Below are 15,999 nucleotides of genomic sequence, written 5' to 3'. Positions count from 1 at the left end.
CTCTCCTCATGGTCCTGGCGCTACTCAAATACGGTCTCTCTCGACGCTATCCGGTGCGTGAGGAGATTCCCCGAACCCCTGATCTGAAAAAACACTACGACGTCGTGATCATAGGTGGCGGCGGTCACGGAGTGTCGCTTGCCTATCATCTGGCGACGAAACACGGCATAACAAATATTGCCATTCTAGAAAAAGGCTACCTGGGCGGCGGCAACACAGCGCGCAATACCACGGTGATCCGCTCCAACTACATCACCTCGCAGTCAATCAAGTTCTATGCCGCTTCTATGCGGCTCTATGAAAGCTTGGCCAACGAGCTGGACTACAACCTGATGTACTCCCGCCGGGGTCAGCTGACCCTGTCTCATTCCGATGGCGTTTCGCGGGCGCTGCGCCTACGGGCGGACAGTGGCACATTTCTGGGTGAACGCAACGAAATCCTGGATCGTCAGCAGATCAAAGAGCTGGTGCCCAGTCTAAACCTGGATATTGAAGGTCGCCCAATCCTCAAAGGTTTGTGGCACCCGGATGCTGCCACCGCGCGGCACGACGCGGTTGCTTGGGGATATGCCATCCGTGCTTGTGACCGCGGTGTGGAATTGCACCAGAAAACTCAGGTGACTGGTCTGACAGTGGACAGGAATAAGGTCACAGAAGTGCAGACCAATCGTGGCAATGTCTCGGCTGGGGCTGTGGTGCAATGTGTGGCCGGGCATTCCTCGGTTGTGGCTGCCATGGCCGGGCTACGCTTGCCGATCCGCAGCTTCCCGCTGCAGGCCATGGTGACCCACCCGGTGAAACCCTTCCTAAACCCGATGGTCTCCTCCACTGCGCTGCATTGCTATATTTCGCAATCCGCCCGTGGCGAGCTGGTGATTGGCGGGGGTTCTGATCCTTATGAGCTCTACAACACTCGCTCAACGCTGGACATGAAGGAAAGTCTGGCGGCCTCCGCGCTGGAGATGTTTCCCTTCATTGGGGATCTGAAAATTCTGCGTCAATGGGCGGGTATCACCGACATGACGCCGGATTACAGCCCGGTCATGGGACGTTCGCCATTGGACAACTACTGGCTGGATGCGGGCTGGGGCACATGGGGATTCAAGTCGACCCCCGCCAGCGGTTTCTATCTGGCACAGGCAATTGCTGAAGACCGGGTGCCGGAAATGATCCAACCCTTCCGCCTTGATCGTTTCGACACTTTTGACCTGGTTAATGAAATGGGTGCCACAGCGGCCAGCCACTAAGGGACAACGCAATTGAAAATCATGCACTGTCCGTTGAACGGACCCCGCAACATTTCCGAATTCATTTGTTACGGCGAATTCCACAACCATCCCGACCCGGACAAGACTTCCGACAAGGATTGGGCCGAGTACGTCTGGCTCGCCAATAACGCCGCTGGCGTAGTGCGCGAATGGTGGTGCCATACGCCGACCAACTACTGGTTCATTGCCGAACGTAACACCGTGACAGACGAAATCCTTCGAACCTATCCATCCGAGGACCTTCGCCCATCCGAGGAACTCCGATCATGACTCAAATCACTCGAACCGGCGCGCTGATCGACAGCACGAAACCGATCACTTTTTTCTTTGAGGGAAAACGCTACTCCGGTGTTCAGGGCGACACCATTGCCTCGGCCCTGGCGGCCAATGGGCAATGGGTTCTGTCGCGCAGCTTCAAATACCATCGCCCGCGCGGGGTGCTGACCATGGCCGGTCAGGACGCCAATACATTGGTGCAGATCGGCAATGAGGTCAGCGTTTTTGCCGACCGTCACCCGATTTCTGAAGGGCTAGAGATCAAGGCTCAAAACGTCAACGGTTCCTTGGAGAAAGATCGCGACTTCTTCATGAACCGTATGGGGCGTTTCATGCCTGTGGGGTTCTATTATCGCACTTTCTATAAGCCTAAAGGCATCTGGGAGAAAATCTGGGAACCGCTGATCCGTGCCAAGGCGGGTCTGGGCACTATGGATATCAATGCGCCCGAAGACGGTTATCACGACAAAGCTTATGGCTGGTATGATGTGGTTGTGGTGGGTGCCGGTCCTGCTGGTCTGGCTGCGGCGCTAGAGGCGGCCAAGTTGGGTGGGTCTGTTCTGCTGGTTGATGAAAATCCACAGCTGGGCGGCGCGGCGACCTATGCACGCGGCATGAATTTGCAAGACCTGATCGATCATGTCGAGGCGATGGAAAACATCGAGACTTGGACTGACGCCGTCTGTAATGGCTGGTTTGCCGACAATTGGCTGGCGGTGATCCAGGGTAACCGATTGCACAAAATCCGGGCGCGTCAGTTGGTGCTTGCCACAGGACTGATCGAACAACCCGCGCAATTCCGCAACAACGATCTGCCTGGGATTATGCAGGGTTCCGCTGCGCAGCGTTTGATAAAATCTTACGGTGTCACACCGGGGCAGACGGCAGTTGTTCTGGCGGGCAACGATGACGCCTATGGTGTGGCTCTTGACTTGGTGGATGCAGGTGTTTCCGTCACTGTCTGCGAACTGCGCAAGGAGGCGGAAGGGCCATTGCGGGCACAGGTTCAGACAGTGGGGCTTACCATCCACGATGGCTGCTGCATCTATGAGGCCTTGCCCGGGCCAGGCCACAAGCATGTGCGGGGCGTCTCCATTGCCGAATTGGACGACGCGGGTGCAGCGACTGGTAAGCAGCGGATGCTACCGTGCGATCTGGTCTGCATGTCGGTGGGCTACACACCAACCTATCAGCTCGCTGTGCAAGCTGGCGGCAAAGTTGGGTATGACGATAAAACGGCCATGTTCTCGATCACTGGGCACAACGCCGACGTTGGTCTCGCTGGATCAATGGATGGCCGATACGCGCTGGAGCGCTGTGTAGCTCATGGCACGGCCATGGGTGCGCGGGCTGCGGCCCGGCTGTCGGAGGCTGATGCCCCGGAAGCGCCAGACAAATGCGCCACTTCGCCCAATTACCCCTGGCCTATTTTCCCACATCCTAAAGGCAAGGATTTTGTGGATTTCGACGAAGATCTGCAAATCAAGGACATCAAGAATGCGGTTGCCGAGGGCTACCGCGAACTGGAATTGGTTAAACGCTTCTCCACCGTTGGCATGGGGCCTAGCCAAGGTCGGCACGCGGCGCTGCCGACCGCACGCCTGGTCGCCAAACACTCCGACCGCACTGTTGCGGAAGTGGGGGTCACCACCGCGCGACCACCTTTTACAACGGAAAAGATTGCCACGCTGGCGGGACGTAAGTTCACGCCGATGCGCCGCACGCCGATGCATTCCCGGCATGAGTCAGCCGGAGCAGAATGGTTGCTGGCAGGGAATTGGCAACGTCCGGCTTATTATGGGCGGGGCAATGCTAAGAAGACCATTGCGCTCGAAGTCAGTAATGCGCGCACCAACGTCGGTATGATCGATGTTTCAACGCTTGGTGGGTTGGATGTGCGCGGTCCTGATGCGGCAGAATTCCTCAATCGGATGTACACATTTGCCTATGCCAAACTGCCCATCGGCAAAACACGTTACCTGCTGATGACCAATGAGGCGGGTACAGTGATTGACGACGGTGTGGCTTGCCGCATTGCCGAGGATTACTTCTACATCACCGCAACCACCACCGGCGTCGACAATATCTACCGTAATATGCTGTGGTGGAACGCCCAATGGCGGTTGGACGTGGATATTGCCAATGTGACCGCAGCCTATGCCGGCGTGAACCTTGCCGGACCAAATGCCCGTACGGTGCTTAACAAGCTGACAGATGATATCGCCACTGGCGCTGAGGATTTCCCGTATCTCGCTTATCGCGAGGGGCATGTGGCAGGCATTCCCGCTCGGGCTTTCCGGGTCGGTTTCATTGGTGAGTTGGGCTACGAAATCCATGTGCCCGCGCGTTATGGCGGGGCGCTTTGGGATGCTATTGCTGAAGCGGGTGCCGAGTTTGGCATTCGCCCCTTCGGGCTGGAAGCACAGCGCGTCATGCGACTGGAAAAGGGCCATGTGATTGTTGGCCAGGACACCGACGGTATGACCACGCCGGAAGAGCTGGACATGATCTGGGCGGTGGCCAATAAGAAACCATTCTTCGTCGGCAAACGCAGTCTGGAATTGCGCAACAAGACGCTTAGGGATCGTAAATTGGTCGGCTTCTCCCTGGATGAGATGCCTACGGCTGGATTGGAAGAAAGCAATCTGGTGATCAAAAATGGTGAGATCGCGGGCTTTGTGACGTCGATCTGTCAGTCGCCTTCGGTGGGCAAGGTCATTGGTCTGGCCTATGCGGCCCGCTCTGACAGCGAGACCGGTGCGAAGATCACCTTGCGTGCCAGTGACGGAAGCCTGCATCAGGCAACCGTTTGCTCCCCCCATTTCTACGACCCCGACAACAAGCGGCAGGAGATGTGATCATGGACAATCCAATCGCACAAAGCCCCTTTGCTCATCGTTTGCGCGACACTCGCCCGACAGTCAGCGGCGGTGTGAAGATTACCGACCTTTCCGCCTTGCCGCGCACCGGCTTCAAAGGCCGAGGCACCCGCGACTGGCTGGCATCTCAAGTTGACACCGTGCCAGACGCCCCCAACCAAGCCGCCTTTCAAGACGATGGCACAGTCATCGCCTGGCTAGGCGGGCAGGAATACCTGGCACTGCCTGATCCAGAGGGTCGTTCCACCTTCTGCGCAAATCTGACGAAGGCCTGGGATACGGCGCGGTCCACTGGCACTCAGGGCATCGGCTTTCCGCTGCCTCGGGAAGACAGCCATAGTTGGCTGTGGATCACCGGCGCAGATGTACCGTCGATGATGGCCAAGATTTGTGGTGTGGATCTGCGGCCTGACGTCTTTGCGGAAGGGGACGTGGCGCAAACCGTAGTTGCGCGGCTCGGTGCCATCCTGCTGCGCCAGGATCGCAACGGCGAGTTCGGGCTTTATATGCTGAGCGATTTTGCTTCCGGCCATTACCTGTGGGATGTCCTACAAGATGCGGCGGCGGAATTTGGCGGAGGATTTGTCTGAGATGCCAAGCTACCAGTTTAACTCGGACAATGGTGCACCGGTTTGTGACGAGGTGATGCAGGCTTTGATCGCCTGCAACACTGGCGTTGAGACAGCTTATGGCGCGGATCAGTGGGCCGAGCGTTTGAACCCGGCATTTTCCGAGTTCTTCGAGCGTGAAGCCTTTGTCTTTCCCGTGCCCACGGGTACAGCAGGCAACGGTTTGGCTCTGGGCGCGATCACGCCACCCTATGGCACTATCTTTTGCCACCGCCTGGCTCATGTGGTCACCACCGAATGTGGCGCGCCGGAGTTTTATTCTGGTGGTGGGCGCATGACTTTACTGAGCGGGGCGCACAATAAGATCACGCCACAGGCCTTGCGTCAGGCGCTTTCCGATCATGGCATTGGCAACGCCCATCATATGCAGGCCAGCGCGCTTTGTCTGACCCAGGCCACCGAATGCGGTGTCACCTATGGGTTGGAGGAATTAGCTGAACTGAATGCCATCGCTCACGGTACGGGCATGAAGACCCATCTGGATGGGGCGCGGTTTTCCAATGCGCTCGTCCACCTGGGCTGTTCCCCTGCGGAAATGACTTGGAAGGCGGGTGTTGATCTGCTGACCTACGGCACCACCAAAAATGGCACGATGAACGCTGAAGCCGTGATCACATTTGATCCGGCCATCGGCGCGGCGCTGCGCTTCATGCATAAACGAGCAGGGCACCTTTCGTCGAAGATGCGCTACATGTCCGCCCAGCTCCTTGCCCATTTGGAGGATGATCTGTGGCGGACAAATGCGGCCCGCGCCAATGGCAATGCCACACGTATCCTCGCTGCCTTGCACGCCTGCCCAGGGGTCGAAGTTGTCCATCCGGTGCATATCAACGAAGTCTTTGTTCAGTTGCCGCTTGCGCTAGAGGCAGCGCTAGTAAAGGTAGGATTGTCCCTGCGTCCCTGGGTTTGTGACGGGCAAGGCAATGGAGTGCGCATGGTGATGTCCTATGCGGATGAGGAATCCCACTTGGAAATTTTTGAACATACCTGTCGTAATTTTTCGAAAAACTGCAATTAGGGCGCTTATCCGAGGCTTTTTCACGCACCGCTGCAGATTTGATGCCGGGAGATAACAAATGCTTTGAGCGTAGACTTTTAGAATTTTGTCAATGCAACAAACTGGAGGAGAGTGAGTTCTACCATGAGAATCGGAATTGTTGGAACAGGTACCATAGCCGCCGCCGTTGTCGATGGGATTGCTGAGGACGGCCACCAAATCACCGTTTCACACCGCGGAGAGGCGCACTCCTCCCGGCTCGCTGGAAAATATGAAAATGTGACTGTTGCTGACAATCAAGAGGTCCTTGATGCGAGTGACATCGTGTTCCTGGGTCTGGTGGCTGAACAAGCAAGGCCCGTTCTCTCTTCCCTGACATTCAGGCCAGACCAAAAGATCATATCACTCATGTCCGGCCCGACGCTCTCAGATTTGCGAGAAATGGTTGCGCCGGCGACTGCTGTCGCAAATATGATCCCTTTTCCTGGAATCGCCACAGGCGGATCTCCGATCTTGATACTGGGCGATGCTGCAATCGCCAATGCGCTTTTTGGGGCTCGCAATTCTATCTTCCAACTAGCGGATCAAAGTGAACTTGCCGCCTATCTCGCCGCTCAGGCTGTGCTTTCACCGGCAACCGTCATGGTGCAGAAAGCCGGAGAATGGCTGGGAGAAAATGTTAAAGATGCTGCGCAGGGCGAAGCGTTTTTACGTGCTCTGGTCGGCTCTAGCCTGCAAGCCACTCCGGATTGCCAGCACCTGATCCGGGCACTGAACACACCCGGAGGATATAACCAGCGCCTGCGGAATTATATGGAAACTTCGGGCTTCACGGAGCAGCTTAAACAGGGGCTTTCCAAGTTATGAGCAGCTGTAGAGCATGATCCATAAGGGCAGAACAGACGACAGTGGCTGGCGAAACCAAAGTGGCCCGAACGCCAATGAGCGGCCTCCATTCGTTAGTTTTTCGGCAGTGCCGCGGAGCGGCGCGCTGCGTGCGCATGCAGCACAATGCCGCCGAAGCACTTTTTGAAATTCGCTAAAATTGCGCGTACCGCAATGCACGGATTAGCTATATTGCCAAGTTAGCCAAGCCGGTCTCTGAATTCGCTGGGTCGTCTCATAGCCGAACCGCTATCGACACGTACTCAAATCAGTATCTTTTTTCGAAAATTCCACGACGTTCATAAACCGTTGCGGCTTCTTCAATGAACTTCGCCAAAAGCTCTGCCTTATAGATGGACCGGAGAACATCGGCCTGCGCGTGAAGCATTTCCCTGCAACCATACGCTTTGCCAGAGCGTCAAAATCTTTCTGGTTTTCCTGTTGAACGGTCAGGATTGCGATGAATGCGACATCTGCAAATGCGATTGTCGGGATCGCCACAGCCAAGGCTGCGGCGATCACTTTCTTCAGAAAGGGCCTCATCGAGACACCCGCGCTCACAGTCCTTCGCGGTGCGTGAACTGCCCATTCATCACGGTGCCCAAGATCTTGATGCCTGAAATGTTGCGTGGTTCGACATCCTCGATATCCTGATCCAGAACTACGAGATCGGCGTACTTCCCAACTTCAATCGTTCCGATCTTGTCCTCCATTGCTTGCTGCTGCGCAGGGTAAATCGTGATCGCCTTGAGCGCTTCGTGCAACGATGCAGGTTTGCGCGAAAGTGGGAATGGCTTGGATTCATCGTTGAAAGGATCGCGCAGGGTCATCGCGATTTCAACATTGAGCAGAGGGCCAATAAGATCGATCGGAGCGGAGGGCACATCCGACGAAATAGACACATTGTGCCCCAAAGCCATAAGCGACGAGTAACGGGCAAAGGTCGCTTCGACGCGGGCGCTCCCCAGCAGGTCAAGGGCGTTCACATCCTGCGCTTCCCAATCGACGTGGAAAATTGGCGTCGTGTTGACCATGATCTCATTTTCAATCACCGTTTCGTGGTCTTTGTCCGAAACCCAGAAGTAGTGGTGAAGAAGGTTGTTGGGCACGTCATACCCTGCACCGCGTGACGTCATGATGGCATTTACGGCGTTGCGCACGGTTTGAGACCCATCAACATGTGTCCCAACTGGCAAGCCGACCCGATTGGCCTGAAGATATACCGACGTGATCATTGGGCCCTCGATTGCTGCGGCCCCACGCGTTCCATCAGTGTAAGGGTCCATCATCCATGCCGTTTGAGAGCTCCAATTTCCCTCAGGGTGGATTTTGATGCCCCAGATTCGCAGCATGTCGCTGTCATACTTCTCGCGCAGTTCCACGGTATGCGCGACGATGTCATCTGCCTTGGCAGTGGGATCCTTGAAACCGGTCGCCACAAAGGTTCTCAGAGTGAGTTCGCCTGCCTTTTCCAATTCGTGAAGATGCGCCAGAGCGAGTTTTTCATCCTCCGTGCTGAGCGGCAGGTCCGTCACGGTTGGCATGGCAATCAAGGGCACGTGAACAGCCGTCAAACCGGTTTTTACCGCCTGTTCATAAAGCCGTTTCTGAATATCCGGGATAGAAGCGGCAGCGTCCCATGCACCGGCATTTCGGAATGCTGTCGCCCACTGGAATTCAATGCCGATGCCGGTTTGTTTGCCATCCGCATCGCGTTGCCAGAACATCACCCCAGGCACCTGATCGGGTTCATCGGGGTCGACCCCGCCAGCCTCAAAGGCCTTGGAGTTCATCCAGACATCGTGGATTGTGAAATCAAGGATAAACGCCGGACGATCCGAAACGACGGAGTCCAGATCTTCTTTGGTGGGCCAGCCACCATATGAGACCTGGTTGAAGCCGTAGCCAAGGATCAGTTCTTCATCCGGGTTTTCGTCTGCATGCTTCTTGATCGCTGCCAGCGCTTCATCGAGCGTTTCAATGCCGAACAGGCTCACACCGCGGGTCGTCCAGCCGGACACAATGATATGGTCGTGCCCGGATACAAACCCCGGCAAAAGGGTGTCACCACCCAGATCAAATACCTCGGTTTTTTCACCAATCAAAGCCTGTGCTCCGGCAGCATCACCCACATAGGAAATCTCGTTGCCGGTCACCGCAACCGCCTCGGCACTTGGTGCATCATCGTTCATTGTAAGAACGCTGGCGTTCGTGAACACCATGTCTGCCGTTTGCGCAGTAAGTGCTGTCGCAAACAGCAACAGGAAAGCGCCATTTGATTAGCTGAACAAAGCAAAACAGACCTGACCGATCAGTCCGAATTGTTCTGAAGGCGCTGTTCTATGGGTTTCACCCTATTCCACGTTAACTCCGTGAGAACTAGGTCAGTACGAAAGACAAGGTTTTACTCCTCAAGGATCCCGCTATGGAACTGAACTCTTCGATTTCCGCCGTCATTACCGGTGGCGCCTCTGGTCTTGGTGAAGCCACCGCCCGCGACCTAGCCAGCCACGGTGTCCGGGTCGGCATTTTCGATTTGGACGAAGACCGAGGTGTTGCGTTAGCCGAAGAACTTGGCGGCGCATTTGCCAAGGTCGATGTCTCCGATCTGACCAGTGTTGAAGCTGGATTTGAAACTATACGCGCCAAAATTGGTCAGGAACGTATCATGGTGAATTGTGCCGGTGTCGGCACGCCGGGCAAGACCATCTCGAAGGGCATTCCGATGGAATCCGCCTTCTTCGACAAGGTTCTCAAAATCAACCTGCTGGGCACCTTCCACTGCGCCTCGAGGTCCGCGCTTGGCATGGTCGCGGCCGATCCGCTGAACCAAGATGGCGAGCGTGGCGTGATCATCAATACCGCGTCGGTCGCGGCCTTTGACGGACAGATGGGCCAGATTGCCTATAGCGCATCGAAGGCGGGTGTCGTTGGCATGACGCTTCCCATGGCCCGCGATTTGTCGCGGGATGGCGTGCGCGTCGTGACAATTGCTCCGGGGCTGTTCAAAACCCCGATGATGACCGCCCTGCCGCAAGAGGCACAAGATTCGCTTGGCGCTCAGGTACCTTTCCCGGCCCGTCTTGGGCATCCGTCAGAGTTTGCCAAACTGGCCACGCATATCGCCGAAAACAGCATGATGAACGGCGAAACCATCCGTCTGGATGGCTCCATCCGGCTTGGAATTCGCTGATGAGCACTCCGGTGCTCTATGACTTTTCTGGTGATGTGGCAACGCTCAAGCTGCATCGCCCAGATGCGGCCAATGCGATGAGCGTGGCTTTGCTTGCCGCGCTCGAATCTGCGGCCTTGCGCGCCGCAGAAGACAAGGCGCGCGCGGTTCTGATCACGGGTTCGGGGGATCGGTTCTTCAGCTGTGGCGGCGATCTGGCCGAGATTGTCAACGCCTCGGACCGTGCCGCCTATCTCGACCAGGGATTGCAGCATCTGCATGGCGCAATTGTTGCGCTCTGCGAAATGGATGCGCCTGTCGTCATAGCTCTCAACGGTCAGGCTGCGGGCGGTGGTATGTCGTTAGCCCTGGCTGGAGACTATGCCATCGCCACCCCCGAAGTGACCTTGACCCCGGCCTATGCGGCAATCGGTATGTCACCGGATGGCGGGTTAACGGCATCTCTTTCAAGGCAGGTGGGTGTGCAACGGGCCAAGTCAATCATCCTACACAACCGCAAACTCACTGCGAATGAGGCACTTGATCTGGGACTCGTTGCCGAAATCGTGCCGAAATGGACCCTCAAAAACCGGGGCCGGGAACTGGCTGACGCGTTTGCTCAGGGACCAACGCTTGCCTATGGCAAGACGAAACGCTTGTGCCATGCGGCGATGCATACCTCGCTGAGCGACCAACTCGATGCCGAGGCCGACGCGATCAGAACCTCTATTGCGACCGAAGACAACGAGGTCGCTATGCGCGCCTTTCTGGAAAAACGGCGACCAAAGTTTGCTGGACGATAGGAGAAAATTATGTCCAACACAGCCTATATTTTTGATGCGCTGCGCACCCCACGCGGCAAAGGTCGCGCCGATGGCGCGTTAAATGAAATCAAACCTGTGGAACTAGCCGCCGGGGTGCTGCGTGCAGCGCGCGACCGCAATGGCATAGACACCACCCTTGTCGATGACGTGGTCCTGGGCTGCGTGACCCCGCTTGGCGAACAGGGTGGTGATATTGCTGTCTCCGCTACCCAGCGCGCCGGATATGACGAAAGCGTCGGTGGCGTGCAAATCAACCGCTTCTGTGGCTCGGGCCTGGAGGCGGTGAACGTCGCGACGCAGAAGATCGCATCGGGCATGGAAGACCTCGTGATCGCGGGTGGTGTGGAAAGTATGTCGCGCGTCACCATTCTGTCCGATGGCGGCGCGTGGCTTGGCGATCCGGAAACCATGTTGCGCAATGGCTTTGCGCCGCAGGGTGTGGGTGCTGACATGATTGCCACCATCGACGGTTATTCCCGAGAGGACGTGGACGCCTTCGCAGTCGAGTCCCAGCGTCGTGCCGCCGCCGCATGGCAACGTCGCGCATTCGACGGGGCCATCGTTCCGGTTGTTGACGAGATTGGCCGCACGATTCTGGCCACCGACGAGCACATGCGCCCAGATGCCACGGTCGAGAGCCTTGGCACACTGAAACTTTCGTTCGCAGCAATGGGAGAGGCGGGGTTCGACGCGGTCATGCTGGCGAAATACAGCGATTATGACGCGGTCAACCATGTGCATCACGCAGGCAATTCGTCCGGCATCGTCGACGGCGCGGCCGCCGTAGTGATCGGGTCCGAGGCCATAGGCACCAAGATCGACGCCAAACCCCGTGCGCGCATCCTTGCAACCGCCGTCACCAGCTCCGAACCGACGATCATGCTTACCGGTCCCGCCCCCGCCTCGCGCAAAGCACTGGCAAAAGCTGGGCTGGCTGTCGAGGACATCGACCTGTTCGAGATCAACGAGGCCTTCGCCAGCGTTGCCATGCGCTTCATGAAAGACATGGAGGTTTCGGCCGACAAGGTGAACGTCAACGGCGGCGCCATCGCCATGGGGCACCCCTTGGGCGCGACTGGCGCGATGATCCTCGGCACCCTCTTGGACGAGCTTGAAGCCCGCGACCAGAAACGCGGCCTTGCCACGTTGTGCATCGGCGGTGGCATGGGCATTGCAACCATCATCGAAAGGGTCTGATCCATGGCCAATTACACCTTTGCAATGGGCGATGATGGCATCGCCACAATCACGCTGGATACACAGGGCAAGCCGGTCAACGTGATCGACGCGGATTTCATCCCGATGATGGAGGAAATCCTTGGATGTCTTGATCGCGAAGCCAACCTCCGGGGCGTGATCATCACCTCGGCCAAGTCCACCTTCTTTGCCGGCGGCGACATCAATATGCTGGCATCAATCGACGATCCGCTCGCCGCATTCGACGTCGCGCAGGGCTTGAAAGACGTTTTGCGCCGACTTGAAACGCTCGGGAAACCAGTGATCGCAGCAATGAATGGTTCCGCCCTTGGTGGAGGGCTTGAGATCGCGCTGGCCTGTAATGGCCGTGTCGCGATGCGGGGAGAAAAGACCCGCTTTGGCCTTCCCGAAGTGGGCCTCGGATTGCTGCCCGGTGCGGGCGGCGTCGTTCGAACCACCCGAATGCTGGGGCTCAAGGCCGCGCTTCCCTTTCTTATGTCTGGCCGCGCCGCAGACGCCGACACAGCGCAAGAGATGGGGCTTGTGGATGTGGTTGTGGATGACGCACAGGCAATGATGGCAGCAGCGCGCGAGCTGATCAACGCACACCCATCGCCCTCCAAACCCTGGGATGAACGGCGCGAACGTATCCCGGGCGGCAATCCTTATCTGGGTGCGATGCCAAGCGTGATTTCCGGCACTTTTGCCGCCACCGTGAAAGCCGCCGGCAAAGAACCTGCCCCTCACGCTATCCTGGCCGCCGCAACAGAAGGCGCTGCTGCTGGATTTGCATCCGCTTGCAAAATCGAAAGCCGCTATTTTGCCCAGCTTTGCATCTCGCCCGAAGCCAAGACCAAATTGGCGGCGTTCCTGGCACGATAAAAACGAGAAACGGAGAACACCCGATGACCCTGTTTTCACCCGCCGCAACATGGCAGCAGGAGGAACACCAGATGTTTGCCGACAGTGTCGGCCGGTTTCTAGACGATGAACTGACACCGAACATTGAAACATGGGCCGAACAGGGACGCGTCGACCGCGAGTTCTGGCGCAAGGCCGGGGAGGCTGGGATCATGGCCGGTTCAATCCCCGAAGCCTTTGGGGGCGTCGAGGGCGGCATCGGATTCGACGCGATCACCGTCTATGAACAGGGTCGCCGCGGCGATACCGGCTGGGGCTACTCGATCCAATCGATCGTGATGCACTACATCACGACCTTTGGCTCGGAGGAGCAAAAGAACCGCTGGCTACCCAAGCTGGTGTCGGGTGAGATGGTCGGGGCAATTGCCATGACTGAACCGGGTACCGGGTCTGACCTGCAAGCCGTGCGGACCAGCGCGGTTAAAGACGGCAATTGCTATCGCATCAACGGCTCGAAAATCTTCATCACCAACGGACAACTGGCCGACTTGATCATCGTCGTGGCCAAGACCGGGGGTGAAGGCGCCAAAGGTACCTCACTGATCGTAATGGAGACTGAGGGCGCCGAAGGCTTCAAACGCGGCAAGAACCTAAAAAAGCTGGGCATGAAGGGCAATGACACGGCTGAACTGTTCTTTGAGGGCGTGAAGGTGCCTTTGACCAACCTACTGGGTGCAGACGAGGGTCAGGGCTTCTATCAGCTCATGAAGCAGCTTCCCTGGGAACGTCTGATTATCGCCATCACTGCCCTTGGTGTGATTGACTTTGCCCTCGATGAGACCGTGACATACGTTCAGGAACGCAAAGCCTTCGGTAAACGTGTCATGGATTTCCAAAACACGCGTTTCAAGCTGGCCGAGATCAAAACCAAAGCCGAATTGCTTCGGTCCTTCATCAACGAGAGCATTATGCTGCTGGAACAGGGCCAACTCACTGCCGAGCGTGCATCGATGGCGAAGTACTGGGCCAGCCAGACCCAGAACGAAGTGGTTCATGAATGCCTGCAACTCTTTGGGGGCTATGGCTACATGATGGAATATCCCATTGCGCGGCTCTATGCCGACAGCCGGGTTCAGATGATCTATGGCGGGACAAACGAGATCATGAAGGAACTGATCGCAAGGTCGATCGACGTCTAACCGCAATAAACCCAACAGGAAATGGAGACCGCGCACAATCACGCGCGGTCTCTGTACGTTATTCACATAGAACCGCCCCAAAACCATGCTTCCGCCGTAGCCGGGACAAAAAGGCAATCACACGTTTTGTCCCCATCAGCGTAGGAAACAGGTACCGCCAAGACAAAGACGAGCAGCCGATCGGCTGCCATGCAGCAGGATCACCGGCGCACCGTTTCCCTCACCGCTGTTAAAATACTGCACAGTGCAACCGGGCAGCGATTGGCTCATTTGAAATACTTCATGCCAAACGCGCCTGATCCTCAAGGGTTTCAAAAGTAAACTGGAGCTCTAGTGGCAGAGTTTCAACCGTCGCAGGTCACACTGCGGATCAAGGCGGCCCGCGACCGGATAACCTCGGCGAAATCGCTGCGAAACGTTCCCATCTCGTCCCGGGTGGTCGCCAGCGAAAGGTTGATCATGCCGCGCCTAGCAAAGAAGTGACCCCGCGCGATCATGTCGAGATGGATCAGGTCCAACAGGTCTTTTGGCGGTTTCTCATCTCCCAGAAGTGGCTTCGTCGGCGGCGAGTCGCGGAAGTGGAACACCATCATCGAGCCCAGTCCGGTGATCGACATTGGCACGTCGATCCCGGCCAACTCGCTTGCTAGGCTTTCACGAAACTGATTACCCGTCTCAAAGAAAGTGTCCGCCACGTCGGGTGTATAGACTTTACTCAGCCCGGCATGGCCGGCTGACATGGTAAGGATATTGTTGTTGAACGTGCCGGCATGCCCCCATGCGTTGGGATGTTCGGGATCAAAGCGGTCCATGATGTCGGCCCGCCCTCCAAAAGCGCCGAAAGTCAATCCGCCGCCAAGGTATTTGCCAAATGTTGTCAGGTCCGGCATGATACCTGTCAGCCCCTGCATCCCTCCGCGGGTGTGTCGCGATGACATGACCTCGTCAAAAATTAACAAAGCGCCAGTTTCTTGTGTGGTTTCGCGCAGGGCCGTCAGGAACTCTTGCGACCCGGGCATGCCACCGCCCGCACCAACCGTCGGCTCAACGATCACAACCGCCAGCTTGTCGCCAAGGGCACGGATCATGTCCCGAGCCATGTCGGTGTCATTGTAATCGCAATAGTGGAACGGAAACGGCGCGTTCATCTTGCCCGTACCTTCGAAACTCAAGACGCCGCCGTGATAGCCACCGTTCATGACCATGACACCCTCGCGCCCTGTAAAGGCGCGCGCGGCGGAAATGGCCATCATGTTGGACTCCGTGCCGGAATTGGTGAAGCGGATGCGTTCGACCGAATGAAACCGTTCGCACATCAGACGGGCGAACTCGGCTTCAACAAGGTTAGGTCCCCCCAGCACGATCCCCTTGGACAGGGCGTCGCGTACAGCTGCCTCGATCACCGGGTTGCTATGGCCGTAGAGACCGGCGGTATATTCACCAAGAAAATCGGCATAGTCGTTGCCGTCTGCATCCCAAATCCGGGCGCCCTGGCCGCGAATGACGGTAAAAGGAAACGGTCCGTAATGCAGTATCGAGCGGGTATTGCCACCCGGCATGACATTTTGCGCCGCTCTATGACGGGCCAGCGACTGAGGATGTGCTTCGGTAAAAGCCTGCCGTGCTTCGACAATGGCGGTGTTCAAATCAAGGTTTCGCATGTGGCTGCCTTTGCGCTGTTCCACTGTAAAAGTACCCGTTCACGGACTGGTAACGTTGTATTTTCGACGGCCTGCCCGTGCATCTGTGGGCACAAACAAGTCCGTCAAGCAGTAGGTATCTTCCATCCTCTCAAGGGTGCGGAGAACCTGA

Annotated in this window: 14 protein-coding genes; 11 read left to right on the top strand and 3 right to left on the bottom strand. The window is 57.0% G+C overall.

What is annotated here, in order from left to right; all coding sequences use genetic code 11:
- Positions 1-8: 8 nt before the first annotated feature.
- From ACR0CG_RS17345 to ACR0CG_RS17320, 6 genes are all read left to right on the top strand, one after another.
- Complete coding sequence (locus tag ACR0CG_RS17345; RefSeq protein ID WP_170686463.1) at positions 9-1,247, top strand: FAD-dependent oxidoreductase; 1,239 nt, start codon at positions 9-11, stop codon at positions 1,245-1,247.
- 21 nt (positions 1,248-1,268) lie between these two features.
- On the top strand, positions 1,269-1,538 hold the full coding sequence (locus tag ACR0CG_RS17340; protein ID WP_237212687.1) for a sarcosine oxidase subunit delta: 270 nt from the start codon (positions 1,269-1,271) through the stop codon (positions 1,536-1,538).
- The gene (locus ACR0CG_RS17335; protein ID WP_480526501.1) at positions 1,535-4,402 is read left to right on the top strand and encodes an FAD-dependent oxidoreductase; all 2,868 of its coding nucleotides are present in this window, start codon (positions 1,535-1,537) and stop codon (positions 4,400-4,402) included. The genes ACR0CG_RS17340 and ACR0CG_RS17335 overlap by 4 nt, the downstream gene beginning before the upstream one ends.
- Positions 4,403-4,404: 2 nt before the next feature.
- Complete coding sequence (locus ACR0CG_RS17330) at positions 4,405-5,013, top strand: aminomethyltransferase family protein (protein ID WP_170432415.1); 609 nt, start codon at positions 4,405-4,407, stop codon at positions 5,011-5,013.
- Between the two features lies 1 nt (position 5,014).
- Positions 5,015-6,070: a threonine aldolase family protein gene (locus ACR0CG_RS17325; protein WP_480526499.1), complete on the top strand. Its 1,056-nt coding sequence runs from the start codon at positions 5,015-5,017 to the stop codon at positions 6,068-6,070.
- 123 nt (positions 6,071-6,193) lie between these two features.
- Positions 6,194-6,916, top strand: a complete 723-nt coding sequence (locus ACR0CG_RS17320; RefSeq protein WP_170686459.1) for an NAD(P)-binding domain-containing protein — start codon at positions 6,194-6,196, stop codon at positions 6,914-6,916.
- A 267-nt stretch (positions 6,917-7,183) separates the two neighbouring features.
- Here ACR0CG_RS17320 and ACR0CG_RS17315 read toward each other — a convergent pair whose 3' ends face one another.
- Positions 7,184-7,477 carry a hypothetical protein gene (locus ACR0CG_RS17315; RefSeq protein WP_480526498.1) on the bottom strand — a complete coding sequence of 98 codons (294 nt, stop codon included), beginning with the start codon at positions 7,475-7,477 and terminating at the stop codon, positions 7,184-7,186.
- Positions 7,478-7,491: 14 nt separating this feature from the next.
- Positions 7,492-9,126: an amidohydrolase gene (locus ACR0CG_RS17310; RefSeq protein WP_480526496.1), complete on the bottom strand. Its 1,635-nt coding sequence runs from the start codon at positions 9,124-9,126 to the stop codon at positions 7,492-7,494.
- Between the two features lie 233 nt (positions 9,127-9,359).
- On the opposite strand from ACR0CG_RS17310, the gene ACR0CG_RS17305 reads away from it, so the two are divergent.
- From ACR0CG_RS17305 to ACR0CG_RS17285, 5 genes are read left to right on the top strand one after another with little or no spacing between them, the layout of a single operon-like run.
- Positions 9,360-10,127, top strand: a complete 768-nt coding sequence (locus ACR0CG_RS17305; protein ID WP_480526494.1) for an SDR family NAD(P)-dependent oxidoreductase — start codon at positions 9,360-9,362, stop codon at positions 10,125-10,127.
- On the top strand, positions 10,127-10,909 hold the full coding sequence (locus ACR0CG_RS17300) for an enoyl-CoA hydratase-related protein (protein WP_170485152.1): 783 nt from the start codon (positions 10,127-10,129) through the stop codon (positions 10,907-10,909). Before ACR0CG_RS17305 ends, ACR0CG_RS17300 begins: the two co-directional genes overlap by 1 nt.
- A gap of 9 nt (positions 10,910-10,918) precedes the next feature.
- A complete protein-coding gene (locus tag ACR0CG_RS17295; protein WP_170485150.1) occupies positions 10,919-12,127 on the top strand; it encodes an acetyl-CoA C-acetyltransferase in 1,209 nt (402 codons plus the stop codon).
- 3 nt (positions 12,128-12,130) lie between these two features.
- Positions 12,131-13,009: an enoyl-CoA hydratase-related protein gene (locus ACR0CG_RS17290; protein WP_170682316.1), complete on the top strand. Its 879-nt coding sequence runs from the start codon at positions 12,131-12,133 to the stop codon at positions 13,007-13,009.
- A gap of 23 nt (positions 13,010-13,032) precedes the next feature.
- Entirely contained in the window at positions 13,033-14,187 is a 1,155-nt protein-coding gene (locus ACR0CG_RS17285; RefSeq protein ID WP_170485146.1) for an acyl-CoA dehydrogenase family protein, read from the top strand.
- 344 nt (positions 14,188-14,531) lie between these two features.
- Here ACR0CG_RS17285 and ACR0CG_RS17280 read toward each other — a convergent pair whose 3' ends face one another.
- A complete protein-coding gene (locus ACR0CG_RS17280) occupies positions 14,532-15,848 on the bottom strand; it encodes an aminotransferase class III-fold pyridoxal phosphate-dependent enzyme (RefSeq protein WP_170682317.1) in 1,317 nt (438 codons plus the stop codon).
- Positions 15,849-15,999: the final 151 nt, after the last annotated feature.

This window comes from Ruegeria sp. AB8, assembly GCF_056542605.1.
The sequence above is the reverse complement of the archived record's forward strand: the minus strand, read 5'-3'. Positions and strand labels throughout refer to the sequence as shown.